This window comes from Algoriphagus sp. A40 (genome assembly GCF_002002735.1).
Taxonomy (GTDB): domain Bacteria; phylum Bacteroidota; class Bacteroidia; order Cytophagales; family Cyclobacteriaceae; genus Algoriphagus.
This window is the reverse complement of record NZ_MUNY01000078.1, coordinates 336,782-362,621: the sequence shown is the minus strand read 5'-3', so window position 1 is coordinate 362,621 and position 25,840 is coordinate 336,782. Positions and strand designations below refer to the sequence as shown.

General features: G+C 43.9%; 16 protein-coding genes. 6 read left to right on the top strand and 10 right to left on the bottom strand.

Translation table 11 applies throughout. The annotated features are described in order from the left end of the window. The first annotated feature begins 13 nt into the window (after nt 1–13). Complete coding sequence (locus tag B0E43_RS21560) at nt 14–2,191, top strand: DUF5916 domain-containing protein (protein WP_077353448.1); 2,178 nt, start codon at nt 14–16, stop codon at nt 2,189–2,191. Nucleotides 2,192–2,501: 310 nt separating this feature from the next. Beyond that, complete coding sequence (locus B0E43_RS21555; protein WP_077353447.1) at nt 2,502–3,251, top strand: carboxypeptidase-like regulatory domain-containing protein; 750 nt, start codon at nt 2,502–2,504, stop codon at nt 3,249–3,251. A gap of 58 nt (nt 3,252–3,309) precedes the next feature. Here the strand turns inward: B0E43_RS21555 and clpB are convergent, their stop codons facing one another. From clpB to B0E43_RS21540, 3 genes are all read right to left on the bottom strand, one after another. Continuing rightward, on the bottom strand, nt 3,310–5,931 hold the full coding sequence (gene clpB, locus B0E43_RS21550) for an ATP-dependent chaperone ClpB (protein WP_077353446.1): 2,622 nt from the start codon (nt 5,929–5,931) through the stop codon (nt 3,310–3,312). A gap of 306 nt (nt 5,932–6,237) precedes the next feature. Next, nucleotides 6,238–6,732 carry a hypothetical protein gene (locus B0E43_RS21545; RefSeq protein ID WP_077353445.1) on the bottom strand — a complete coding sequence of 165 codons (495 nt, stop codon included), beginning with the start codon at nt 6,730–6,732 and terminating at the stop codon, nt 6,238–6,240. Between the two features lie 155 nt (nt 6,733–6,887). Beyond that, nucleotides 6,888–8,138 (bottom strand): dipeptidase, encoded by a 1,251-nt coding sequence (locus B0E43_RS21540; protein ID WP_077353444.1) that lies wholly within the window; start codon nt 8,136–8,138, stop codon nt 6,888–6,890. A gap of 255 nt (nt 8,139–8,393) precedes the next feature. Between B0E43_RS21540 and B0E43_RS21535 the strand changes: the two genes are divergently transcribed. The 4 genes from B0E43_RS21535 (at nt 8,394) to B0E43_RS21520 (ending at nt 12,775) form a co-directional block, all read left to right on the top strand. Further along, a complete protein-coding gene (locus B0E43_RS21535) occupies nt 8,394–9,272 on the top strand; it encodes an ATP-binding protein (RefSeq protein WP_077353443.1) in 879 nt (292 codons plus the stop codon). Nucleotides 9,273–9,486: 214 nt separating this feature from the next. Further along, nucleotides 9,487–10,485 (top strand): acyl-ACP desaturase, encoded by a 999-nt coding sequence (locus tag B0E43_RS21530; RefSeq protein WP_077353442.1) that lies wholly within the window; start codon nt 9,487–9,489, stop codon nt 10,483–10,485. Nucleotides 10,486–10,553: 68 nt separating this feature from the next. Then, nucleotides 10,554–11,849 (top strand): Zn-dependent hydrolase, encoded by a 1,296-nt coding sequence (locus tag B0E43_RS21525; protein ID WP_077353525.1) that lies wholly within the window; start codon nt 10,554–10,556, stop codon nt 11,847–11,849. 71 nt (nt 11,850–11,920) lie between these two features. Continuing rightward, nucleotides 11,921–12,775 (top strand): pirin family protein, encoded by an 855-nt coding sequence (locus B0E43_RS21520; protein ID WP_077353441.1) that lies wholly within the window; start codon nt 11,921–11,923, stop codon nt 12,773–12,775. Here the strand turns inward: B0E43_RS21520 and B0E43_RS21515 are convergent, their stop codons facing one another. The 7 genes from B0E43_RS21515 to B0E43_RS21485 all read right to left on the bottom strand — a co-directional run bounded on the left by B0E43_RS21515 (nt 12,776) and on the right by B0E43_RS21485 (nt 25,594). Next, the gene (locus B0E43_RS21515; RefSeq protein WP_077353440.1) at nt 12,776–13,549 is read right to left on the bottom strand and encodes a Rossmann-like and DUF2520 domain-containing protein; all 774 of its coding nucleotides are present in this window, start codon (nt 13,547–13,549) and stop codon (nt 12,776–12,778) included. An 84-nt stretch (nt 13,550–13,633) separates the two neighbouring features. After that, complete coding sequence (gene lpdA / locus B0E43_RS21510) at nt 13,634–15,031, bottom strand: dihydrolipoyl dehydrogenase (protein ID WP_077353439.1); 1,398 nt, start codon at nt 15,029–15,031, stop codon at nt 13,634–13,636. Between the two features lie 117 nt (nt 15,032–15,148). After that, nucleotides 15,149–16,681: a 2-oxoglutarate dehydrogenase complex dihydrolipoyllysine-residue succinyltransferase gene (odhB, locus tag B0E43_RS21505; RefSeq protein WP_077353438.1), complete on the bottom strand. Its 1,533-nt coding sequence runs from the start codon at nt 16,679–16,681 to the stop codon at nt 15,149–15,151. A 95-nt stretch (nt 16,682–16,776) separates the two neighbouring features. Continuing rightward, complete coding sequence (locus B0E43_RS21500) at nt 16,777–19,569, bottom strand: 2-oxoglutarate dehydrogenase E1 component (RefSeq protein ID WP_077353437.1); 2,793 nt, start codon at nt 19,567–19,569, stop codon at nt 16,777–16,779. 151 nt (nt 19,570–19,720) lie between these two features. After that, nucleotides 19,721–20,665, bottom strand: a complete 945-nt coding sequence (locus B0E43_RS21495; RefSeq protein WP_077353436.1) for a hypothetical protein — start codon at nt 20,663–20,665, stop codon at nt 19,721–19,723. A gap of 18 nt (nt 20,666–20,683) precedes the next feature. Further along, complete coding sequence (locus B0E43_RS21490) at nt 20,684–22,336, bottom strand: SusD/RagB family nutrient-binding outer membrane lipoprotein (protein ID WP_077353523.1); 1,653 nt, start codon at nt 22,334–22,336, stop codon at nt 20,684–20,686. An 18-nt stretch (nt 22,337–22,354) separates the two neighbouring features. After that, nucleotides 22,355–25,594 (bottom strand): SusC/RagA family TonB-linked outer membrane protein, encoded by a 3,240-nt coding sequence (locus B0E43_RS21485; protein WP_077353435.1) that lies wholly within the window; start codon nt 25,592–25,594, stop codon nt 22,355–22,357. Between the last annotated feature and the right edge of the window lie 246 nt (nt 25,595–25,840).

Here is a 25,840-nt window from a genome sequence, read left to right as displayed (position 1 = left end):
TGTGACCCAATCCATGAGACTCTTGTTCTTTTTCATTTTGGTATGCCTTGGGCTGCCAAACTACCTTTCTGCTCAAAAAATCAATGCAGATTATCGGCTTGGAATCCAAAAAGCAAGCTCGCCAATCCTCATTGACGGAGTCATGGACGAAAAAGCCTGGGAAGATGCAGCAGTTGCAACTGATTTTTTCATGATCACGCCCATGGACACCAGTTTTGCCCAGGTAAAAACGGATGTTAGGATGAGCTACGATACCGACCATTTGTATCTAATCGTGGTCAATCATCACGCTGTCGAAGGTCCTTATATGGTTGAGTCCTTGAGAAGGGATTTTGCTTTTGGGAAAAATGACAATTTCCTCCTCTTCATGGACCCATTTGACGATCTGACCAACGGATTTTCCTTCGGTGCAAATGCCGCTGGAGCGCAGTGGGACGGGCAGATGTACAACGGTGGCGCAGTCGATCTCAGCTGGGATAACAAGTGGGTTTCCAAAGTCAAAAACTACGAGGACAAATGGATCTTTGAGGCTGCGATTCCTTTCAAATCCATCCGTTACAAAAAAGGGATCACCGAATGGGGGATCAACTTCAGCCGACTGGATCTGAAGACCACCGAGAAATCCGGCTGGGCACCTGTTCCGCGACAGTTTCCCTCTGCTTCCTTAGCATACACTGGCACCCTTGTTTGGGATAATCCTCCACCCGATGCCGGAGCCAATGTCTCCATCATCCCCTACGCACTTGGAGGTGTAAGCAAAGATTTTCAAAATGAAGGCAGTTCTGAAACCAGAGGTGAAGTAGGTCTAGATGCCAAGATTTCCCTTACTTCTTCGCTCAATCTCGACCTGACCGTGAATCCCGATTTTTCCCAAGTGGAAGTAGATCGGCAGGTCACAAATCTGGATCGGTTCGAGCTTTTCTTCCCAGAACGGAGGCAGTTCTTTTTAGAGAATGGAGACTTGTTTGCAGGTTTTGGGTACACCACCATTCGCCCTTTTTTCTCCCGGAGAATCGGGCTCAATGCTCCTATTCAGTTTGGGGCAAGATTTAGTGGGAAAATCAACAAAGATTGGCGGATCGGAGCAATGAACATGCAGACCGGAGCTGTGGAAGAAACTGATTTGCCTTCCCAAAACTTCACCGTGATGGCGCTTCAACGGCAAGTTGGTGCAAGGTCCAACATCGGCGCAATATTCGTCAATAAGCAATCCCTTAATTACAACCCGGATTCGACTTCTGAAAATCCTGTCTATTCCCAATTCAACCGAACTGCAGGCTTGGAGTACAACCTTGCCTCAGCCAACAACATCTGGACGGGGAAAGCCATTGTACTCCAAAGCTTTGGCCCCGACAATGCTGGAAATGGATTTGTCCATGCAGCTAACCTCAAGTATGCGGGGGGAAATCTGACCTGGAGTTGGCAGCACGAGTATGTGTCTGAAAACTACACAGCGGAGGTGGGTTATGTACCCAGACGGGGATATTACAAGGTCAATCCATTTGTTGGGTACCGGTGGTTTCCCAAAAGCCAAAAAATCCTGAGCCATGGTCCGGATGCAAGTTCGACGCTGTTTTACAACACAAAGGGCGTCCATACCGACAACAATTCCTTTGTGTCCTACAATGTGCGGTTCAGAAGCCAAAGCAATCTAGCAACCTACCTGATCTATGATTTTGTGAAACTTCAGGCACCCTTTGACCCGACTAACTCCGGAAATGAAAAATTGCCGGTGGGCTCTGATCACTATGCCTTCAGCTGGAGAACCGAGTACGTTTCAAAACCCCAAAATCTCTTCACCTATGGCTTTTCTACTCGGTTCGGAGGGTATTATGCAGATGGGGAATTGTACACGCTCACCACGGATCTGGGTTATCGCTTTCAGCCTTATGTGAGCTTGGCCTTAAGCACCACCTACAATAAAATTGTGCTTTCGGAGCCATGGGGCACGACGGATTATTTGCTCGTCGGCCCGAGGATAGATGTGACGATGACGAACACGCTGTTTTTCACGGCATTCATTCAATACAACGAGCAAATCGACAACATCAACTTAAATACCCGATTTCAGTGGAGATTCAAGCCTGCCTCAGATTTATTTATCGTCTATACGGACAACTACCTGCCGGATCCATTTAATGTAAAAAACAGGTCGATCGTCCTGAAATTCACCTATTGGTGGAATTTGTAGGCAGGTCAACCGAAACCGGATCAAATTGTTGTTTTGACCAAACCCTCCTTATCAACTGACTCAATTGATAGAAATTGCGTCAATCAACTGACGGAATTAACATTAATTCCGTCAGTTGCACTGTCAACAAAAGCTCCAGGGGCATGGGCCAAAGGCCTACCCTGATACCAGCTTTGAAATGATTCATTCAGGAAATTACCAGAATTGGATCGGGGGTGATTTTTCTCGAAAAGAAATCGTTGAATATCAATACGTGGAATAAATTTCAATTATTATTAACTAAGAAAATGATTTTCCGTAAAAGATTGAAATGAGCCCACAAATTCAACTTCCTGTCCCCTGTTCTCAAGACCCAAAAAGTTTTACACCAACTGGAAATGGAGGTTTTTGCCAATCCTGCCGAAAAGAAGTGGTTGATTTTCGCAATATGAGCCAGGAAGAAGTTTGGAATTTTATCAGTAAAAACCCCCAGAACAGCTGCGGAATTTTCAGAAAAGATCATCTTAAATCGCATGAAGTTCCCTTTCGTAAAGTCAAATTCCACGGCATTTTGGCATTGAGTCTAGCTGGATTGATCGGAATTTCTCTACCGGTAATAGCTCAAACCCCGGCCAATACTCCTACAGAGAAGACCCAAAAAGAAAGCTCAAATTTCCCTTTGCTTCAGCCCACTTTTAGTCAAAACAAAATCATTAAAGGTCGGATTATAGGAAAAGAAGATTCAATGGAGATACCCGGGGCAAGCATAATCCTGAAGGGATTTAAAATTGGCGCTACAGCAAACGAGCATGGGGAGTTTGAATTACTTGTTCCCGATGAAATAACCAAAAACCCGATTACTGTGGTTTTTTCCATGATAGGATATAAATCATTGGAAACTAACTACTATCAATCTCAATTCCCTCTTAATGTGGAAGAAGTCTTTTTGGAATCAGATAATTCTGTGATGGGAGAATACATCGTGCTGCTCGCTAAAAAAACCCTTTGGCAGCAATTCAAAGGGATATTCAAAAAAGAAGAGGTAATCTACTGCGCTGACACCAAACACAATCACACCTAAAAAAAGCCCCTGAAAGTTTTCCTCCAGGGGCTGCTGTTACTGTTTGGTGCTGAAGGTGTCAGGCTATTACCTCTGCTTCAATATTCTTGAAATAAACCTGCTTATCAGCATCCAAGTCAACCAAGACTGCTGAGTCATTTTTGATATATCCGGAGAGGATCTGCTTCGAAAGTTCATTCAAAACCAACCTTTGCATGGTTCGCTTAAGCGGTCTGGCCCCAAAGTTCGGATCAAAACCAACCTCTCCTAAATAATCCAAAACCTCGGTCGTAGCGTCTATTTCAATATTGGCTTCTGAAAGTCGCTTCTGAATTTCTCTCCATTGAATATCCACGATTTTCCGGATAATGTCTTTGCTCAATGGCTCAAACATGATCGTTTCATCGATCCGGTTCAGGAACTCAGGCCGCACGGCTTTCTTCAACATTTCATAAACCTCGGTTTTGGTTTTCTCCAAAATCTCCTCCTTATTCCATTCTTCCATTTCAGCAAATCGCTCCTGAATCAGGTGCGAACCGATATTGGTAGTCAAGATGATAATCGTATTCTTGAAATTGGCCAGCCGACCTTTGTTGTCAGTCAGTCTACCATCATCCAATACTTGAAGCAAGATATTAAAGACGTCTGGGTGTGCTTTTTCAATCTCATCCAGAAGGATCACGGAATAAGGTTTTCTTCGCACCGCTTCAGTCAACTGTCCACCTTCATCGTACCCAACATAGCCTGGAGGCGCTCCCACAAGTCTGCTGACCGCATGGCGTTCCTGATACTCAGACATGTCGATACGGACCATGGCATTATCGTCATTGAAGAGGTATTCTGCCAAAGCTTTCGCTAACTCAGTTTTACCAACTCCGGTCGTTCCCATGAAGATAAAGCTACCGATCGGACGCTTTGGATCCTGAAGACCGGCACGGCTTCTACGCACTGCATCCGAAAGCGCTGTGATCGCTTCCTTTTGGCCGGCGACTCTTTTTCCCAGCTCTTCCTCCAGGTGAAGTAACTTTTCACGCTCAGACTGGATCATTTTAGAAACCGGAATTCCTGTCCATTTAGAAACTACCGAAGCGATGTCTTCTTGATCCACTTCCTCCTTTAGAAGCGGGGAACCAGCCTGCATTACTTCCAATTGGCTTTTGAACGACTCCAGTTTTTTCTCCGCTTCGACGATTTTGCCATATCGGATCTCGGCTACTTTGCCGAAATCACCAGCTCGTTCAGCTTGTTCGGCTTCCATCTTCAGCTTGTCAATCGCTTCTTTTTCTCGGCGAATCCCCATGATGACCGCTTTTTCGCTTTCCCATTTGGCTTTCACACTTTGACGCTTTTCAGAAAGTTCGGCGATTTCCTTACTTAGAACGGTTTCCTTGTCGCGGTTATTTTCCCGACGGATTGCTTCACGCTCAATCTCCAGCTGCATGATTCTTCGGTTGAGCTCGTCCAGTTCTTGAGGCAATGAATCAATTTCCATCCTCAGTTTGGCGGCTGCTTCATCCATCAAATCAATTGCTTTGTCAGGCAAGAAACGGTCTGAAATATATCGCTGCGAAAGTTCAACAGCAGCAATCACTGCATCATCCTTGATTCGGACTCCGTGGTGGAGTTCGTATTTATCCTTAATGCCCCGAAGGATGGAAATCGCATCGGCAGCATCAGGCTCGTCCACTATGACTGCTTGGAATCTTCTCTCCAAAGCCTTATCCTTTTCAATGTATTTCTGGTATTCCTTCAGTGTAGTTGCGCCGATTGCATGGAGTTCACCTCTTGCCAAAGCCGGTTTGAGCAGGTTGGCGGCGTCCATGGCTCCTTCGCCTCCACCACCTGCACCGATTAGAGTGTGGATCTCATCGATAAAGAGGATAATTTCTCCTTCGGCGTCGGTTACTTCTTTGATTACAGCTTTTAATCGCTCTTCGAATTCACCTTTGTACTTTGCCCCTGCCACGAGCAAGCCCATGTCCAAAGAGATCAAAGTTTTAGATTTGAGGTTTTCGGGAACGTCACCAGAGACGATTCGCTGGGCTAGACCTTCAACAATCGCTGTCTTTCCGACACCGGGTTCTCCGAGTAGAATCGGGTTGTTTTTGGTTCTTCGGGCGAGGATTTGAAGCACCCTTCGGATTTCTTCATCACGACCGATGACGGGGTCGATTTTGCCCTTTTTGGCCAAATCGTTCAGGTTTTTGGAATATTTTTCAAGAGCCCTGTATTTGCTTTCTGCGTTTGGATCGGTCACTTTATTTCCTTTTCTAAGTTCTTTGATTGCTTCTATCAGGGGCTTTTCAGTCAAACCCTGATTTTTGAGTAGTTGAGCGGTGGTGTCGCTTCCCGCCAGAATAGCCAACAGCAAATGCTCAATGGCTACATATTCATCCCCAAAAGTCTTGAGGTAATCTTTTGCCTTGGTCAGCACCTGATTGGCAGAACCAGATAAGTGGGGCTGCTGATTGGCTCCACTCACTTTTGGCAGTTTTGCCAATTCCTGATCCAGCTTTTGCGTGATTAACTGCTTATTTGTACCAAGTTTTTTGAACAGAAAATCAGCCACATTCTCATCTTCAGTCAGGATTCCTTGGAGTAAGTGAGAAGTCTCAATTGTCGGTGTGCTTGCATTCGCAGCAAGTTCAGCAGCTTTTTGAATTGCTTCCTGGGATTTTATGGTGAATTGATTGAAGTCCATAGTGATTTAGTTAGCGGGTTAGTTTCACCACATTGATCAAATGTTTCGCCAAGCCATCCACTCGGCCAAAATGACTCAAAATCAGCAAGTTTTAGAATAAAAATGGAAAATTTGACAGAAAAAAGACTTTGATTTCAATTTTATCAAGCCATTATTTCAGTTAACTGATCTTAGAATTTCAGAAGAATCCAAGAGTTTCAAGAACCAGAAATTATCAGAAAAAAGGAAGTCCAGAAGTCCAGTTCTACAGGTTGGATTAAAATAGGATTCAAAAAATAACCCCGACTTTTTAGGCCGGGGTATGATTCAATTATTGTCTTTAAGCAACTCATTCGCAGGAGGGGCTTTTCGATTTACACCTGAATTTTTATTGATAAATCCAGGGAAAAACATCTGCACCTGATAGCCTTGTTGACTCAAAAACATTTTGCTCATCCCTCCATTGATTTCATAAAGAGTGTTTGGGTCTTGTTTCGCATACCACTCCTGGTTAAAATCTTTGAAAATAGTAGCCAGTGTAGCATAGGACATGTCATCTTTTTGAATCATAACAGGCGCTACAAATTTTCCATCCTTAACGGTCACTTTGCCGATATAGCACTCACTCATATTTTGGTATAAGACCGAAATCACCACTTCATGCTCCCCATCAGTAACATCACTTGCTCCTTTGTTAGCAAATGCAGTGTAATAATCTATGTAGCAGCCTTCAACACCCCTAAGATGAATGCTAAACCCTTCCTGGGAAAAAGCCTGGGTCATAATGCCCAGAAAAAACAAAATACTGAGTTTGATTTTCATAAATAGTCTACAATTATAGTCTCTTAGGTCATCGAATTCAAATAACCTGCACAAGGATATTATTAAATCGACTTCAATTTTATGAGAAAAGTCAGTTGTCGAAAATTAAATGAGCTGAATCTGTTTTTCCTTAAAAACCAAAACCTCCGGATAGGCTATTTTGATCCCGCAGCAAAATCTTCAACCGCCTTCCACACCCGGAAGATATTCTTGTAACAGATCTTTTCAATATCCTCACGGCTGTATCCGCGTTTCAGCAGTTCCGCTATCAAGTTAGGGTACATGGAAACGTCCTTCAAGCCGGTCGGCAAGGAATCTCCAACCCCGTCAAAATCCGACCCAAGCCCGACATAATCTATTCCCACCAATTTTTTTACATGGTCAATATGGTCAGCCACTCTTTGTACAGTCGGAAATGGATTGTTGGCAGCGTTGTATTCGGCAGCATATGCACGATAGGCCGAATCGCCGCTGGAAAGGTTATTTTCAGCCATATAGTTCACCAAATGCTCTCTAACTTTTGTCGAACCAGCCGCATAGGCTGAATCAATGAAGCTACCGCCAAAATTGATCATCATCACCCCTCCATTTTTTGCCATAGCCTGAATCAGCTCATCACTCATATTCCGTTCAAATCCCGGCGTGAATTTCCTTACAGAAGAATGAGAAGCAATCACAGGAACTTTGGAAATGGCCAATGCATCTTTAAAAGTATTGTCCGAAACGTGGCTCAAATCAACCATGATTCCCACCCTGTTCATCTCAGCCACCACTTTTTCCCCAAATTCACTCAATCCCTGGTGGGTACCGGTAGTATCATAACTTGCATCTCCGATCAGGTTGTCCGTCCCGTGAGTCAAGGTGATGTACCGGATTCCCCTGTTGTGAAAATAGGCCACATTGGCCAAATCATCTTCGATTCCTGCACCATTCTCCATTCCCATTGGAAGGGAAATGAGACCTTTTGAAAAGTTTGTCTCGATATCAGCGGGGCTATATGCCATAGCAAACTTATCCGGAAAAGTCTCGGCCAACCGCTCTGTCATCAGGATCAGGGAATCAGCCAAGGCTTTGGATGCTCCGGGAGTTTTTTGGTTTCCGGCTGGAATATAGATTGACATAAATGGGGCATCCAATCCTCCTTCTTTGGATCGTGGATAGTCAAAATTCCCATCCGGAGTGCGAACAGAAACATCCAAAACCTCCCGCTGCAAGGTAAATCCACCGACTTTCATCCGATACGGAAGGTCCACGTGACCATCCACCATGATGGTAGATTGGGCGATTTCAGTAGCTGCTTTCAGCCGCTCCTCATCTGTCATTTTAGTGTAATCGATTGCTTCTTCTTTCGGTGTGCATGAGAAAATTGAACCTGAAAGAACGATTAGGTAAAGGAGTCTTTTCATGCAATTTTTTTGGTTGGGGAAATGGAAGATAATTGAATTTTCAAAGTTGAGAATTGAAAAATCCACCAATGGCTGAAAGAATTGAGCAATTTTTGAGTTCTGCCTTTCAAAAGATTCATCAAAATCCCAAGAATCATTCGGATTATTTACTCTGAAAACCTGAACAAAACGATCACTTTCAGGATTTTATTTTGAAAAGTAAAATCGCGAAATTTGAAATGAACAACCTCATATTTTAACCAATCCACATTTCTTATGAAATCAATTATGAAACTATCCTTGATGGGTCTTGCAGCTACCTTGATTTTGGTTAGCTGTTCACCGCCAAAAACCGAAGAAGTCGTGGAGGAAGTAGTCGAGGTAAAAATCCCCTCTCTTACTTTGCTTTGGGAAACGGCCGATTCCCTTATGACCAATGAATCTGTCCTTTTCGATGAGGCAAGCGGAACAATCTACGTAGCCAATATCGAAGGCCAGGACCCATCCGAAAAAGACGGAAAAGGATCGATTGCAACTCTTTCCAAAGATGGAAAAATTATCAATCCAGCATGGATATCAGGATTGAATGCCCCAAAAGGAATGGCGATTTCCAACGGAAAGTTCTACGTGACTGACATTGACGAATTGGTGGAAATTGACATTGCCACATCCAAAATTTCAAAAAAATGGAAAGTGGATGGTGCCCAGTTTTTGAATGATGCGGCTTCTCACAATGGGACCGTTTATTTCACTGATATGGCCACCGGAAAAGTGCATTCCTTTTTGGATGGTACGATTGCAACAGTTTCGGAGGGGAATAAATCTATCAATGGTATTGCGGTTGGAGCCGATGGCACAATTTACGGCCTGGATGAATCAGGTCTGAAAATGTGGAATGCTGACGGAACTGCCACCGTGGTGAATGCAAATGTATCCGGAGGCGACGGTTTGGTTATTTTGGGCGATGGCAATTTTGTAGCTTCCAAATGGCCTGGAGAAATCTGGTTTGCCAACGATTCCACTCAAACTCTGATGCTGGACACCAAAGCTGCTGAGTCAAATACCGCAGATATCGGGTACAATGCTGCCGAAAAAATCATTTATGTCCCTACCTTCTTCAAAAACAAAGTAGCGGCTTATAAGCTGGATTATTAATATGCAGAATTGTTTTAAACAGAAAAGCCTCCGTTTTGGAGGCTTTTCTCGTATAATGGGAAGAGGGAAAAATCATAGGTTATTTCTTCCATTTATGGAATCCTAAATCCGAAATAGAGGATTTCTATCACAAATCAGCAGATTTGTCCGTAACTTGCCGATCATAATTCATAAACACTTCGGGGCTAACCCACCCGGATAAATCAGTTTCCCAATGAAATCAGGTGAAATCAATTACGAATTAGAAAAGAATATAGAGGTCATCTCCCAATTGGATGAGTTGGTCGGCGATGCAGTCGATAACATACTGGTCGATCCCGACAAATGCTGGCAGCCTTCGGATTTTCTCCCGGATTTTGGCAATCCAGACATTCACGAAGAAATCAAGCTCCTCCAAAAAAGAGCCGAAGGGATTCCCGATACAGTGTTGACTTCCCTGATAGGCAATATGATCACTGAGGAGGCACTTCCCAGCTATCAAACCTATTTCAATATGCTGGAGGGAATCAATCCTGAGGGAAACCTCCTATCTCCAAGAGGATGGGTAAGGTGGTCCAAGACCTGGACTGCCGAAGAAAACCGGCACGGAGATCTGCTCAACAAATACCTTTACATGACCGGAAGAGTCGATATGAAGGCTGTGGAGCGGACGATTCACAGATTACTGATGAACGGATTTGATCCAAACTCAGGCGGAGATCCTTACCAGGCGATCGTCTATACTTCCTTTCAGGAGAGAGCTACAAAAATCTCACACGTAAACACCGGGAAACTGGCAGATATCGCAGGCGACTCTGTCCTGGGAAGAATCTGCAAACAAATCGCCGGAGACGAAGCCAGACACGAAAAGGCCTACAAGTCTTTTATGTCAAGAATATTTGAGATCGATCCAAATGGCGGGATCATCGCTTTTGAAAAATTGATGAGAAAGCAGATCGTCATGCCGGCAGTCATGATGGGAGAAGGTAGCTCAAACCCATCTCTTTTTACCCAATTCTCTGAAATCACTCAAAAAGTGGGCATTTATACCAGCTGGGACTATGCCAGAATCATCGAGCACTTGGTGAAACTCTGGAAAATTGAGGGCCTCACCGGCCTAGACGCGGCAGCTGCAAAAGCCCAAGACTACCTTGTAAAGCTGGCCGATCGATACATGAGAGTAGCAGATCGGATGAAAGCTCCCGATGAGGTACAGCTAGCCTGGCTCAAATAAGCACTCAAGTCCTTCTGAAAAGAGGGACTTTTTTTGTGTTAACTTGGTTCAAAATGAATTTTAAGACCATGAGAAAACCTCTTTTCTGCCTCACCCTCTTGCTGATTTTTCTGTCTAAATCGGGGTTTGCCCAAGACCTTTCTATCGATTCGGAAAGACTCCATCAAAGCCTGATAAAGCTTTCAACTTTTGGAAAAAATGCTGCCGGAGGTACAGACCGGGTGGCTTACAGTCAATATGATATTGAGGCAAGGGAATATATCAAAGGATTGATGAAGGCGGCGGGATTGAAAGTTTCGACAGATTTTGCAGGAAATATTATCGGCAGAAAATCCGGTAAAAACCCCAACCTCAAGCCCATCGCTTTTGGGTCCCACATCGATGAAGTCCCAAATGGAGGAGACTATGATGGCCCTGTGGGATCAATGGGGGCAATTGAAGTAGCAAGTACTTTGAACGAAAAAGGAATCGAAACCGAGCATCCACTTGAGGTCATCATTTTCACCAATGAAGAAGGAGGAGTTGTTGGAAGCAGAGCCTTGGTTGGAGCTTTGAGTAAGGAAGCCCTCCAGGTAAAATCAAATGCCGGAATCACCCAGGCGGAAGGAATCAAGCTTTTGGGAGGAGATCCGGAAAGAATTCCTGAACTCAAAAGAAATCCCGGCGACCTTGCTGCATTTCTTGAACTACATATCGAGCAAGGCGGTAATCTTGATACTGAAAAACTCGATATCGGAGTAGTCGAAGGGATTGTGGCAATAGAATGGTGGGAATTTACTTTTCTCGGAAAAGCAAACCATGCCGGAACCACTCCGATGGATATGCGCAAGGATCCCATGCTACCGGCGGCGAGGTTTGTGCTTGCTGTAAACGAAATTGTCAACAGCTACGAAGGAAAGCAAGTGGGTACAGTAGGTAAAATTCAGGCATTTCCGGGTGCAGGAAATGTGATTCCTGGAGAAGTAAAAGTGAATGTGGAACTGAGGGACCTTTCTTCTGATAAAATCTGGAAAATCTATGCCGACATCGAGGCTAAAGCCAAACTACTGGCAGCTGAAAGCCAGACAGAACTGAATGTTAAACACATTGAAGTTGCCAGCAAACCTGCTTTAGCCGACCCAATGGTCCGAGAGATCATCCAAACCCAAGCTGAAAAGTTGGGTTTTACCACCAAAAGCCTTCCGAGTGGAGCCGGACATGATGCACAGGAAATGGCCCGAATTGCACCGATGGGGATGATTTTCATACCAAGCAAAGACGGAATCAGTCATGCTCCGGCTGAGTATTCGACCAAAGCCGATATCGCAAATGGAGCAAATGTCCTGCTTCAAACCATCCTTGAATTGGACAAAAGGCTGAAATAAACTGAAATAAATCGGAAGATTTAAAACTTTTTCTCCGGCCAACCTCTTGAATTCATAGACATAAATATTCCATGAGACCCATCAAAAAAATCCATAAAGCAGAATACCGGCCCATCGCCGATTTGGTGACTTATAGCCCAATGCCAACTCGAAGTCTCCAGCAGATCGATCCGTTTATTTTTCTCAATCATCACGGCTTCCAAACCTATCCTGAACGAAACCAAGGACTTCCATTTGGTCCTCATCCACATCGAGGGATGGAAACGGTGACTTTTATTTTGGAAGGAGATATCATGCATAAGGACTCTTCGGGCCATGAATCTGTGATTGGTCCCGGAGGAGTTCAATACATGACGGCGGGAAGTGGGTTGATTCACGCAGAAGTTTCCAGCAAGGAGTTCAAGCTAAAAGGGGGTGACCTGGAGATTTTGCAGCTTTGGCTCAATTTGCCTGCGGCAAAAAAGATGATCAAGCCAAATTACGTCGGTCTGCAAAAAGACGAGATTCCGACTTTGGAACTTGATGAAGGAAAGGTGAAAGCTCAGCAGCTTTTTGGAGAATGGAATGGAGTAAAAGGCGCTTTTGCAGGGACTTTCCCTATGACGATGAGTACGATTTATCTTGAAAAAGGCGGAAAAATTGAAAAAGAAATCCCTGCTGAGGAAAACATCTTTTTCTATATCGTGCGAGGCGAACTTACGGTAAACGGAACCGAAGTAATGTTTCGCAATTTGGTTGAATTCGGAATTTCTGAGGAAAAAATTGAAGTGGAAGCGCTGGAAGATTCAATTTTAATTCTTGGTCATGCAGCTCCTTTTAATGAGCCAATGGTTGCCCAAGGCCCTTTTGTAATGAATACACAACAGCAAATTCAAGAAGCCTATCAGGATTACCAAGCCGGAAAATTTGGTTCTTGGAACCACTGATCAGCTGTCAATAATATCCTGGGAGATCAGTTTGTAGATTTCAGCGATCGATTCGTTAAAGCTCAGGAATTGGTGATGATCTTCCAGGGTTTCGTAATCTTCCCGGATTGCCGGTCCGGTTTGGGCATTTTTTGCGCCCATTTGCAAGCTTTTCGAAATAGTCTCGATGATCAGAGGTTTTAGCATTTCAAAATCCAAGCCTTGCCTCCTCATGATTTCCTCCGAAATGCGAAGCATATGATTGGTAAAGTTGCTGGCAAAAACTGCTGCCACGTGAATAGCTTTTCGGTCTTTGGAGCGAATCTGATAGACCAGAGGAGAAATGCTTTTTGCCAGCTTTTTTAGCTTTTGCAACGTTTCTTCGTCTTCAGCTTCTACTAAAAAAGGAACTTCTTCCATGTCCATTTTTCTGCCTTTGGTAAAAGACTGAAGCGGATACAAAATCCCTGTATAACTCGCCGAACTGTAACCTAAAATATCCAGAGTCATTGCCCCAGAAGTGTGCACTAAAATGCTTCCCTCGGGTAAAATTACCTCATCTGCCAGTTCGGTAATGGCTGAATCCTTGACCGCTAAAATGAAAATCCCAGCTTTACTTTCTGAAAAATCGAGGTCGTCTTTGGGTTCTGCGGAATAAACCCGCTCGGTAATTTGCTTGGCTTTTTCAAGATCCCTGGCGTAGACTTCTGTGATCTCGTGACCTGCATCTTCCAATGCTGGCGCTAAATGCCAAGCCACATTCCCGGCTCCCAAAATGGCTATTTTGAACTTCATCTCGGAAGTAAACCAATTTTAACAAAAAGAAAAAGCCATCCCAAGTGATCAGGATGGCTTTCGAATTATTCAATTTCTTAAAAATCAAATGTGGAGTGCCCTGTTATCAGTAGCAGCCAAACAGGCTTCTTTGAAAGCTTCTGTATAGGTCGGATGAGCATGAGACATTCTGGCAATGTCTTCTGCTGAAGCCCGGAATTCCATGGCAACAACAGCCTCAGCAATCATGTCAGCGGTTCTTGGTCCGATCATGTGAACACCGAGAATCTCGTCAGTATCTGCATCTGCCAGGACTTTCACAAAACCATCTGTATCCATGGAAGCTCTGGCTCTGCCTGAGGCTATAAATGGAAACTTTCCGGTTTTGAACTTTCGTCCCTGCTCCTTAAGCTGCTCTTCTGTGTATCCGACTGCGGCAACCTCCGGCCAGGTATAAACCACACCTGGGATTAGATTGTAATTAATATGCGGTTTCTGTCCCAAGATCGTTTCAGCTACGAAGACCCCTTCTTCCTCGGCTTTGTGAGCCAGCATGGCGCCTTTCACCACATCACCGATCGCGTAGATATTCGGAACAGAAGTCTGGAGATGATCATTTACTTCGATTTGGCCCCTGTCATTAATTTTTACACCTGCAGCTTCTGCATTAAGGCCATCGGTATAAGGCTTACGCCCGATTGAAACCAAGACATAATCGCCTTTCACTTCGATCACTTCACCTTTGTCATTATCAGCTTTAACAGTTACTTCATTGCCCGAATTCTCTACAGAAGTCACTTTATGCTTCAAGAAGAATTCAAAGCCGATCTTTTTCAGGGATTTCTGAAGCTCTTTGCCCATGGTACGGTCCATTGTAGGAATCAGTGAATCCATGAACTCGATCACAGAAACTTTGGCTCCTAAACGTGCATAAACAGATCCCAATTCCAACCCGATTACACCGCCTCCAATCACAACCAGATGCTTTGGAATTTCTTTCAGATTCAATGCCTCCGTAGAAGTAATGACTCTTGACTTATCCAATTTGATAAAAGGTAAAGACACCGGCTTGGAACCTGTGGCGATGATGATGTTTTTGCCCACAATATCAGACGAAGTGCCGTCCTCTTTGGTGACTTTCACGGTCGTAGCATTCACGAAAGAACCAAGACCTTGATGAACTTCGATCTTGTTTTTCTTCATCAAAAACTGAATCCCATCCACGTTTTGCTTTACAACCTCGTTTTTGCGGGTAATCATCTGACCCAAATCCACTTGGAGATCAGAAAGGTTTATTCCGTGCGTTTTAAAGGTATGTGATGCATTATGGTAATGCTCGGAAGAGTCCAAAAGTGCCTTTGAAGGAATACAGCCCACATTGAGACAGGTCCCTCCCAAGGTGGAGTATTTTTCAACTATGGCGGTTTTCATGCCCAATTGTGCAGCTCTTATTGCTGCCACATATCCTCCCGGGCCAGAACCGATTACTATAACGTCGTACATTTTTATTCAGATTTTAGACGCAAGACACAAGATTCAAGACTTGGCCGTTGCTGGTTAAAAACGGGATTGAAAATGCTCCAGCCCCTCGTAAATCGTATTTCGTAAATCGTAAATCAATCAAACTCCAAACAACAACCTTGTCGGATCTTCAAGCAACTGCTTCACCCGAACCAAGAAACTGACTGACTCACGGCCGTCTATGATTCTGTGGTCATAGGAAAGTGCCAAATACATCATCGGAAGGATTTTCACCTCACCGTTTACGGCCATCGGGCGCTCGACGATGTTGTGCATGCCGAGGATTGCAGACTGCGGGGCATTGATGATCGGCGTGGACATCATGGAACCAAAAATCCCACCGTTGGTCAAGGTAAATGTTCCTCCCGTCATTTCTTCGATCGAAAGTTTGTTGTCTCTAGCCTTGCCAGCCAGTCTCACGATTTCTTTCTCAATCTGGTCAAAGGTCATTGACTCAGCATTTCTGATCACTGGAACAACCAAGCCTTTTGGAGCGGAAACCGCCACAGAAATATCACAGAAATCATTGTAAACAATTTCATTCCCGTCAATCTGGGCATTTACAGCCGGCCACTCTTTGAGGGCAACACAGACTGCTTTGGTAAAGAAGGACATAAAACCCAAACCTACACCATGCTTTTCCTTGAACTGGTCTTTAAACTTTGACCTCAAATCCATGATCGGCTTCATGTTTACCTCATTGAATGTGGTCAACATCGCTGTTTCATTTTTTACTGCAACCAAGCGACGGGAAACAGTTTTTCTCAAAGAAGACATTTTCTCTCTTCTCACATTTCTTGAACCCGGGATTACAGGTGCCAAAGCAGATTCTGCGGATTTTGGAGCAGATGCTGCTGCCTGGGCAGCTGCAGCTGGTTTTTGAGCAGTCATTGCGTCTTCTTTGGTGATTCTTCCGTCCTTACCTGATCCAGCAACAGCAGCAGGAGCGATTCCTTTTTCTGACAAAATCTTGGATGCAGCTGGGGAAGCATGTCCGGAAGCATAGGTAGCAGATGAAGCAACAGAGCTGGCGGTAGCTGGTGCTGAAGTCCCAGATGCAGATGCCGGAGTGGCAGCAGGAGCTCCTTCTGTCACTTCAATTTTACAAATGAGGCCTCCAATTTCCAGCACATCACCTTCTTTGGCGACATGTCTCAAAATACCAGTAGCCTCGGCGGGAAGTTCAAAAGTTGCTTTGTCCGAATCTACCTCTGCGATGATCTCGTCCAAGGTGACAAAATCGCCGTCTTTTTTTATCCAATTGGCCAAAGTCACCTCGGTGATGGACTCACCCACTGTGGGTACGATCATTTCCTTCACTTCACCACTTGCTGAGGCTTTAGCAATAGGAGCTGGTGAAGAAGTGGCTGCTATAGGTGTAGACGCTGCCGGACTATAGGCATCCTCGATCACGCAGATCAAGCCGCCAATTTCGACAGTATCGCCTTCCTGCGCTTTAATTCTCAGGATTCCTGTGGCTTCTGCAGGAAATTCAAAAGTTGCTTTGTCCGACTCCAACTCGCAGAGTATTTCGTCCAACTGCACGGTATCTCCGTCTTTTTTAAACCATTGCCCAACAGTAACTTCAGAGATGGATTCTCCAACTGTGGGTACTTTCATTTCTTTGCTCATGGTTCTATATTTTTCCCTTCAGGTTATTTTGGAAGGAGGTTAAGAAATAGTTGTATTCAAAAACAACCCCGGAAAGACCGGGGCTTTGATCAAGTTTAGATTTTTAGCGCTTGGGAAACAATGTTTTTCTGCTCCTCTACGTGGACTTTGTTATATCCGGTAGCAGGAGAAGCACTAGGTTTCCTTGCTATGAGTTCCATTGGAAGTTCTTTGTATAGTAACCTTAGCAGGTAGTTCCAATAGCCCATGTTTTCAGGTTCTTCTTGTACCCAAACCACCTCAGCTCCCTTGTACGACTTCAACACTTCAAGTATTTGGGTTTTAGGCAAAGGATGAAGCTGCTCTATTCTTACAATCGCCACGTTTTTGATTTTTTCCTTTTCTCTGGCTTCCTCGAGGTCGTAAAACACCTTTCCGGTACAAAGGATCACACGTTTCACGTCTTGTGCAACGACTGTCGTGTCTGGAAGCACTTCTCTGAAATTTCCTGAAGTAAACTCGGAAATTGGAGAAACCACTTTCGGATGTCTCAGAAGTGACTTTGGAGACATCACGACACAGGGCTTTCTGAATTCCCAAGTCAGCTGTCTTCTCAGCAGGTGGAAAAAGTTTGAAGGCTCCGTAATATTTGCCACGACCATGTTGTATTCTGCAGAAAGCTGTAGAAACCGTTCCGGACGGGCATTGGAATGCTCTGGACCCTGACCCTCGTATCCATGAGGAAGCAACATGACCAACCCATTCATTTTTTGCCATTTGGATTCACCTGAAGAAATGAACTGGTCAATCATCGTCTGAGCTCCGTTGGCAAAGTCCCCAAACTGCCCTTCCCAAATCGTCAAGGCATTTGGATTAGCTATCGCATAACCGTATTCAAAGCCAAGAACAGCGTATTCGGAAAGCAGAGAATTGTAAATGTGGAATTGCCCTTTTCTGTCTTTCATCTCTTTGAGAGAGTTGAAAGGCTGATTGGAGTTGGCGTCGTGAATCACAGCATGTCGGTGTGAAAATGTCCCGCGCTGCACATCCTGGCCGGTTAACCTTACGGTCTTTCCTTCCAAAAGAAGAGAGCCATACGCAAGCAATTCAGCAGAAGCCCAGTTCAGCTCTTTGGTTTCAAAGAACATGTCCTTTCTCTGCTTCATCTGTGCTTCGATCTGTTTGATCGGTTTGAAGCCTTTGGGGATAAAAGTTATGGCATTGGCCACTTTCTCAATGACTTCAGGAGAAATGCCTGTATTAGGTGATTTCTCAAAATCTTCCGGCTTGGATCTCCTGAGGTTTGCCCATTCTCTTTCAAACTTCGTTGCTTGATATGGAAGTGGCTTTTCCTTCACCATGTTCAGACGATCCTGGAGCAATTGACGGAATTCCTCATCCATCTGAGCTGCAATTTTGGCATCAAAATCACCTCTCTCAGTCAGTTTTTTGATATAAATCTCTCTTGGATTCGGATGCTTGGAGATGATATTGTAGAGTTCAGGCTGAGTGAATTTAGGCTCGTCAGACTCGTTGTGCCCATGTCTTCTATAACAGACCATGTCTACGAAGATGTCTTTGCTAAACTTCTGACGGAATTCGGCGGCAAGTCTGGAAGCAAAAACTACGGCTTCGGCATTGTCACCGTTGACGTGAATGACCGGAGCATCGATGATTTTGGCCACATCTGTACAGTAAATTGAAGTTCTGGCGTCGTCAAAATCAGTAGTAAATCCAACCTGATTGTTGATCACGAAATGGATTGTTCCACCAGTATGATAGCCTTTCAATCCTGCCATTTGAGTGACTTCATATACAATCCCCTGCCCTGCAACTGCAGCATCACCGTGGATCAGAATTGGAAGTGCTTTTTTGACGTCATTTTTGTGGGCATGATCGATTTTTGCCCTGATAAACCCTTCAACTACAGGATTGACAGCTTCCAAATGAGATGGGTTTGGAGCAAGTTTTAGGTGAACTTTATTGTTTTCAGGAGTCACAATGTCAGATGAGTATCCCATGTGATATTTCACATCTCCATCTCCCATCGTCAGGTCAGGCTTGGCAGTACCTTCAAATTCAGAGAAAATCTGCTCATAAGTCTTGCCCATGATATTTGCCAGGACATTCAATCGACCGCGGTGAGCCATCCCGATCATTACTTCCTGCACGCCATGCTGCGCCGCAGTATTGATTACCGCATCTAAAAATGGAATAGTACTTTCTCCTCCTTCAAGTGAAAAACGCTTTTGACCCAGATATTTGGTATGAAGGAAATTTTCGAAAACAACAGCCTGATTCAGTTTGAAAAGAATGCGCTTTTTCTCGTCATGGGAAGGATTAAATGCCAAAGCCTCTTTTTCCACCTTGGTTTTAAACCAATCCAGAATTTCTGCATCCCTGATATATAAAAATTCAAAGCCAATTGGCCCTTCATAAATCGTCTTTAATGCAGAAATAATATCAGTAAGGGTTGCATTTCCTATTCCTATTTCATTTCCTGCTTGGAAAACAGTTACCATGTCTTCCTGACCAAGTCCGAAATTTTCAGGATCGATCATCGGTTTACGATCTCTTCTTTCCCTGACCGGATTGGTTTTGGATCTTAAGTGGGCTCTGGAACGATATGCGTGGATCATTGCCCGCACTTTGATCTCTTTTGGAAGAAGATCCATGTCCATGATTGTACCCGGAGATGCAACAGTTCCACTTTTTTCAGTGGAAATAACGGTACGGGTTTCAGCAGAATTGCCATTTTCTGCCTGTCCATAATTGGCCAACGCGAAATCAAATCCGTCAAAAAATTCTTTCCAACTAGGGTCTATTGAGGAAGGTTCGTTTTTGTAAGATGCGTATAGCTCATCGATATAGGAGACGTGCGCATTTGCAATAAAGGAGAATTTATCCATGGTGAGTTTATGAGAACATGGCAAATCTAGGCCCTAATACCCACATTCAAAAATTGCTTATTTGCTTTACCAAATATTTATTTGAATTTAACTGTTTAAACAAAAAAAGCAGCGCCTTTCGACGCTGCTTTTTAAATTAAGAGAAATGTTATTATCTCAAAGTTGAAGGCCAAGGCTTTCCAGCATTGGATTTAACTTTTACAATCATGAAATCTCCATAACCATTTGTAACGCTGAATGTCAACAACTCAGGAGTCACACTAATAAATTTCATAGAATATGGAGAACTATATTGATCTACACCATTGATACTCAATACACCACAGGCATCATTTATACCGACATCACCTTTGTATGTATCGCCTTGACATCCATACAATCCAAATGTTCCATCGGAAATTAGGTATCGAGTAGAAGTACCTACTTTTGTCCATGTGGTCTTACCTGTATAGGTATTACCGGGGCAAGTTCCATATTCAGATTTCTGATCAGTAGCCGTGAAATCAAACGTACCCGCCAAATCAGATGGACAGATTACACTCACGTTATACTGGAATGGAGACGCGTAGAAAGGAGCACCAGCCACGTTAGTTGTAACGTTGTTAGTAGAAAACACACGACCAAACTTGTCATTCAATACCAGTCTGAATTCGAAAACATCTCCTCCCGCAATATCCGCTGGAGTCAATCCCACAGCAGCAATTGCCTCTGCAGAAGAAATTTCAAATGCAGCTCTTAGGAATCTGGTATCATCATTTGGACCAAAATCTGAAGCCTGAAGAGTTTTAACCAATACGTCAGTCGCAGGAGTATATTTCAAACCTACTCCCGGTATCAATCTTCTGTGACGGACACGAATTTCCACAGTTTCCACTGTAGCCCCATCTTCCTTATCAACTGCTTCAAGTGTCAAAGCAAACTTGGAAGCTGCTAGGTTGAAGAAGTTGAATGTTGTACTTGTGCTGGCGACAGTTCTCAAATAAGCACCGTTGTCGAAAGTACTGTAAGGAACGTTTGGTTCCACAGAGTCTCTACAGGAGCTCAATAAGATGAGTGCAGTTGCCAATAAGCCGAAACTATATTTTAGAATTTTCATTTTTTCTAATTTTTTTGGTTAATAAATCCAAGGTGATCCAGGGTTCTTATCCCAGAACACCTGAACCGCGTTGTCAGGCTTTTGGACAGCATTCGTATTCGTAACCATGTAGTTATTTGGATACAAGAACGATCTAATAAATGGACCCGGATTGGCTTCCAATCCCGGCTGCATGTTTGCCGGCTTTCCTGTTCTTCTATACAAATTGTAGGATTCAGTTCCGTTACCGTATAGCGCCAACCAATATTCCAGTCCTATCAAATTCATTCGCGCATCCGCTGAGGCAGCAGCATCATATTTACCATTAACATAGGCCACATAATTATCTCTTTGACGAGCGTGTTCTGTGTCGTTAATGATTGCATTGATTGCTACACTTTCACTTGTAGCAACTGAAAACGCTCTGACATAGTTGATATGCTTAGTAATTCCAGACGCAAGAAGAGCTTTTGGATCTCCTGTAGTACCCAAGGTAAGTGCTGCCTCAGCCAACATAAAGTCCACATAAGCAGCCAACATGATAGGGTGAATACCTGCGCCTTTCGCACCCAAGGCAGGGTTGGAAACTACCGCACCGGAGTTATTGTCAAAACGACCTCCAGCTGGAAATACTCCATAAGCAGTTCTTTTCAAACCATCTGGTGGAATCCCGTCCGGATCCAAGTGATCTCTACCCCAATAACCTTTGTTACCGGCTGGATTACAATATGGGAAGTTACCAACCAGGTAGTGTGAAGGAGCTAGTTGAGATATACATTCTTGCTCATCCACATTGGTAGTATTGGTCAAAACCTGACGATACATGTAGTACCTGACACGCGGATCATCAAATCCCTTTTCTACAGTCAAGTGATGCATGTAGTAAGTGGATTGATAATCACCCCCACCCGCAGTATATTGACCTGCAAATTTAGGATGTCTGGAATCTGGATCAGCCGCAGTAGTACCGAACAGGAAAACAAAATTGTCGGTAGTACCCAACATGTTATTCTCTGCAATCAAAGCATTAATTCCGGCCTTTGAAGCAGCAGCATCTACCAATTTAGTGTTTAGATAATACCTCAATTTCAAAGTATTCACCAACTTAATCCAACGAGTATAATTTCTATTGTAATAATAATCGTTTGGTGTACCCGCCGAAGTGGCTGTGAAGTGCCCCTTAGCCTCATCCAATAGCGCAAGGGCAGCGGTATAGATGGTTTGACCGCTATCAGTCTTTGGATTGAAATTGGCAGGATCAAGAGCCTCTAAATATGGAACATCTCCATAAGTATCCACCAAATCAAAGAGAACCATTGCCTTTATTGTCTTAGCAATACCCAAGTGTCTTTGGAAGTTGGACGCTTCAGCTAAAGGCTCCAAAAACTTGATATCAGCCAACAAATTTGCGTAGCCATTGGACCAAGTTCCGTTTGTATCAACAGCCCTGTATGCATTGATATACAAGGAAGAACCCTGGTTGATTTGACGGGTAAGTCTCGCTCCTCTATCGGAAATCCCATACCACAAATCTTTGTAATCCAACTGGATCCTGTTTAAAAGAAAATCCGGAGATGCAGTTTGTGCGTTTACTGCATTTGGATTCTCTAACAATTCGTCCAATTTTTCATCGCAAGACGTCGCAAAAACCAAGCTGGTAGCAACCGTCAGGCCGTATATAAATCTTTTCATTGTCATTTCCATTTAGGGTTAGAAAGTAAGAGTTAACGTTCCACCCACTCTTTTCGAGCTAGGACCAGTCACGAAATCGAATCCAAGACCGTTACCAACACCTGTACCCAACACATCCACATCAAAGTTCATGTTTGGAGGAAAGTTAAGTGCCTCAAACCAAAGGTTTGTACCGCTTAACGCAATCGAAGCTCTCTTGAAAGGAGTCTTAGCCATCAAGTTGTTTGGCAACTGGTAAGCAAGAGATACTTCTCTCAAGCGGATCATGGAACCGTCAAACATATTTGGCTCATCGGTAGCACCCTGGTAGCCAGAGAAGAAGTAGTCAGAAGCAGAGATTTGGTAGTCGTTTGGTATGTATTTAGGAGTTCCATCTGAATTGGTACCGTCCTGTCTAACACCAGGCATGATAAAGGTCAACTCACGGTCAGCAACCGGATCCGTGGTTACACCTCGGGCAAGGGTAGCTGTCACGGTGTTGGAGTAAATCATCCCTTTATGTCTGTATTCCAACATAAAATTGAAAGTTAATCCTTTGTAGGAGAAGGAGTTGATCCAAGATCCGGTCCATGCTGGGTTCGGATCACCCAAAACGACTAATTCAGCTGTCGGCTTGTGTACACCAGTGGATAGGATGATTGGCTGGCCAGTTGCCGGATCACGGTCAAAGCCCACACCTTTGATCACGTTAAACGGCTGACCTGGAATGGCGAAATTTGCTACGTCATTGGAATAACCTGCAATAATCACTTCTTCTAAGCCACCACCCAGCTCAATTACTTCGGTTTGGTACGTAGACCAGTTTAAGGTTGAATTCCACTCAAATCCTGAGGCCGTAGAAATCGGAGTTACAGTTGCCTGAATTTCAGCACCTCGGGTTCTGATCTTTCCAATATTGATAGCTGTTGAAGTAAAACCTGTAGCAGGATCAATTGGAGACTGTGTAATCAAATCCTGCGTGTTTTTCTCGTAAACAGAGATATCAAATCTCAACTTGTTGTTGAACATGACACCTTCCACACCGAATTCCAATTCACCATGAAGCTCTGGCTTCAAGTTAGGGTTACCCAGGGTATTGGAAACAGCATGTGTAGTAGTTACAGCACCATTCACATCAAAAGCTCTTGCATTCTGCGCCAGTACATTTCGAGTGCTGTATGGAGAAGGATAACCTGCAGATGTTCCATATCCCAATCTCAGTTTCAAGTCGTTCAAAACAGCTGAGCTCCAGTCAAATGCCGTTGTTGGTATGAAGGAAACCGAAGCACCTGGATACAGAATACTTCTGTTCTCTGCCTCTACAGTTGAAGTCCAATCATTTCTTGCAGACAAGTTAAAGAACAAGTAATCAGAATAATCCACAGTAACGTTGGCATAGACTCCATACCTTCTTTGTTCCTCTTCATAATTTAACTGACCACCACTATAGGCATCAGTATTGGCAGAAGTTCGGAAGTTAGAATGTCTGAACAAGCCGAACGCCAACTGGCCTTGAGAAGCGATTCCATTCTGTGTATAATAATCATATCTGGAGTTCCCACCAAGAAGAGCGCTCATTCCGATTTTGTCAGAGAATTCCTTTTTCCAATTCAAAATCAAATCCTGATTCCAGATCGTATTATTGATGTTGATCGATCTGTAGTAACCGTTCTTTGTCGCCAAGTTTGCGGTTGCACCACCTTTGTTATACTTCACTTCCTGCAATTCTGAATAGGTATCAAGACCCAATCTGTAAGTCACAGAGAAGTCGTCGTTGATATCGTAGTTCAAAGAAGTGGAGTTGAAGAATCTATTTACTTTGGAGGTGTTGGAGTAATATTTCACCAACCAGTTAGGGTTGGTAATATCATTACCGCCTCGGAAATAAACGGAGCTCTTATCGGATGGGAGTTCATAAGGAAGATTTTCCAAATCCACAGAACGTGGAGTGAACAAGACGTGACCAAAAACTGATGGAATATCACTTCCAGAGCCAGAAGAGGCATTCGTAGGCGGAGATACCAAATCCGTGATGGCGAAAGTGAAGGAAGAGTTAACAGACAACTTATCCGTGATCGCAGAGTTCATACCAAGTCCAAAGTTGAATTTTTCCAATTCATTGCCTGGTACATATCCTTCTTCGTCAGTGTAACCAAAGCTGGCATTAAATCCGGTTCTGTCGGAACCTCCGGCTATCTGAACTGAGGTATTGGATACCAAACCTTGTCTGAAGAATACCTCAGATGGATCTTTGTAAGCTTTGTACTCATACTGTACTGGAGTTCCGCCCACAACACCATCTACCCAAAATTGAGGGAATTCGTTTCTGATGGCTGCTACAGATGAGGTAGCATACGGGTGATTGATGGTCAGACCCTGATCCATTCTCGGTCCGAAGTTAGAGAAGAAGAACCCAGGAGCCTGCTGGAAACCATTACCATAAATCTGACCATAATCTGGCAATGAAGCTGCCTCGTTGGTGAACAGAGATTGGTTGATGGTTACTTCAGCAGCTTTTCTTTTGGAAGCACCAGATTTGGTAGTGATCAGGATTACCCCGTTTCTACCCTGGTCACCATAAAGAACCGTTGCAGACAAACCTTTCAGTACAGACATGCTCTCGATGTTATTTGGATCGATATCCAAGAATCGGGAAGATGTAGATCCGCCACCGGTGGTGAAACCGTTTTGCGCATTGGTGCTGGTGTTGAAAGGCACACCATCCACTACGAAGAGTGGTTGGTTAGAACCGGTAGCTGAGGAATAGCCCCGGATTACCATGTTGGTACCGGACCCAGACATACCGTTGGTAGAGGTGATGCTCACCCCTGGCACTTTGCCCTGAAGTACTCGGGCTACGTCAGATTCTGGACGGTTCTCCAGCTGCGTATTGTCCACTGAGGTTACCGCGTAACCCAGCGCTTTCTTTTCTCTTTCGATACCGATCGCAGTTACTACCACTTCGGATAGTTGCGATGCGTCGGTCGTCAGAGTGACATTCACCACGGCTCGGTTGCCAATTGCCTCTTCCATGGTCTTTAGACCCACAAAAGAGAAAATCAAGACATCAGATCCCGCCGGTACGTTGATAGAGTAATTACCATCCAAATCGGTGGTAGTACCTACTGTCGTACCTTTCACGAGAACTGTTGCCCCTGGCAAGCCCAAACCGTCTTCCTCGGAAATTACCGTTCCGGTAATTACCCGTTGCTGCGCCGCGACCTCATAGCTGAGGGTCAAGGTGAAAAGCGCAACAACAAAGAGTAAAGCTTTTCTCATAAGGTATTTAGTTTAGTTGATTCGTAAATAAAATTTATTCTGGCATAATTTCAAAAGCGGTAAAAAATTCATTTGAACGGGTAGAAAAGCGAATTATTTGGTCCTTTCCAGTATTGTTAACATTTATTAACTGAATTGAACAAATTTCTTAACGTTAACAGAATATTATTTCGCCAAAGTGCCAAAATAATTAAAAACAAAAATAATTTTCAACTGCAAAAAATATTTTTTCAAGCCTGAAAAGGT

Bases quoted from the DNA above. Each gene is read 5' to 3' on its own strand.
- B0E43_RS21560 (WP_077353448.1), top strand. From the start codon at position 14: ATGAGACTCTTGTTCTTTTTCATTTTGGTATGCCTTGGGCTGCCAAAC.
- B0E43_RS21555 (WP_077353447.1), top strand. From the start codon at position 2,502: ATGAGCCCACAAATTCAACTTCCTGTCCCCTGTTCTCAAGACCCAAAA.
- clpB (WP_077353446.1), bottom strand. From the start codon at position 5,931: ATGGACTTCAATCAATTCACCATAAAATCCCAGGAAGCAATTCAAAAA.
- B0E43_RS21545 (WP_077353445.1), bottom strand. From the start codon at position 6,732: ATGAAAATCAAACTCAGTATTTTGTTTTTTCTGGGCATTATGACCCAG.
- B0E43_RS21540 (WP_077353444.1), bottom strand. From the start codon at position 8,138: ATGAAAAGACTCCTTTACCTAATCGTTCTTTCAGGTTCAATTTTCTCA.
- B0E43_RS21535 (WP_077353443.1), top strand. From the start codon at position 8,394: ATGAAATCAATTATGAAACTATCCTTGATGGGTCTTGCAGCTACCTTG.
- B0E43_RS21530 (WP_077353442.1), top strand. From the start codon at position 9,487: ATGAAATCAGGTGAAATCAATTACGAATTAGAAAAGAATATAGAGGTC.
- B0E43_RS21525 (WP_077353525.1), top strand. From the start codon at position 10,554: ATGAGAAAACCTCTTTTCTGCCTCACCCTCTTGCTGATTTTTCTGTCT.
- B0E43_RS21520 (WP_077353441.1), top strand. From the start codon at position 11,921: ATGAGACCCATCAAAAAAATCCATAAAGCAGAATACCGGCCCATCGCC.
- B0E43_RS21515 (WP_077353440.1), bottom strand. From the start codon at position 13,549: ATGAAGTTCAAAATAGCCATTTTGGGAGCCGGGAATGTGGCTTGGCAT.
- lpdA (WP_077353439.1), bottom strand. From the start codon at position 15,031: ATGTACGACGTTATAGTAATCGGTTCTGGCCCGGGAGGATATGTGGCA.
- odhB (WP_077353438.1), bottom strand. From the start codon at position 16,681: ATGAGCAAAGAAATGAAAGTACCCACAGTTGGAGAATCCATCTCTGAA.
- B0E43_RS21500 (WP_077353437.1), bottom strand. From the start codon at position 19,569: ATGGATAAATTCTCCTTTATTGCAAATGCGCACGTCTCCTATATCGAT.
- B0E43_RS21495 (WP_077353436.1), bottom strand. From the start codon at position 20,665: ATGAAAATTCTAAAATATAGTTTCGGCTTATTGGCAACTGCACTCATC.
- B0E43_RS21490 (WP_077353523.1), bottom strand. From the start codon at position 22,336: ATGAAAAGATTTATATACGGCCTGACGGTTGCTACCAGCTTGGTTTTT.
- B0E43_RS21485 (WP_077353435.1), bottom strand. From the start codon at position 25,594: ATGAGAAAAGCTTTACTCTTTGTTGTTGCGCTTTTCACCTTGACCCTC.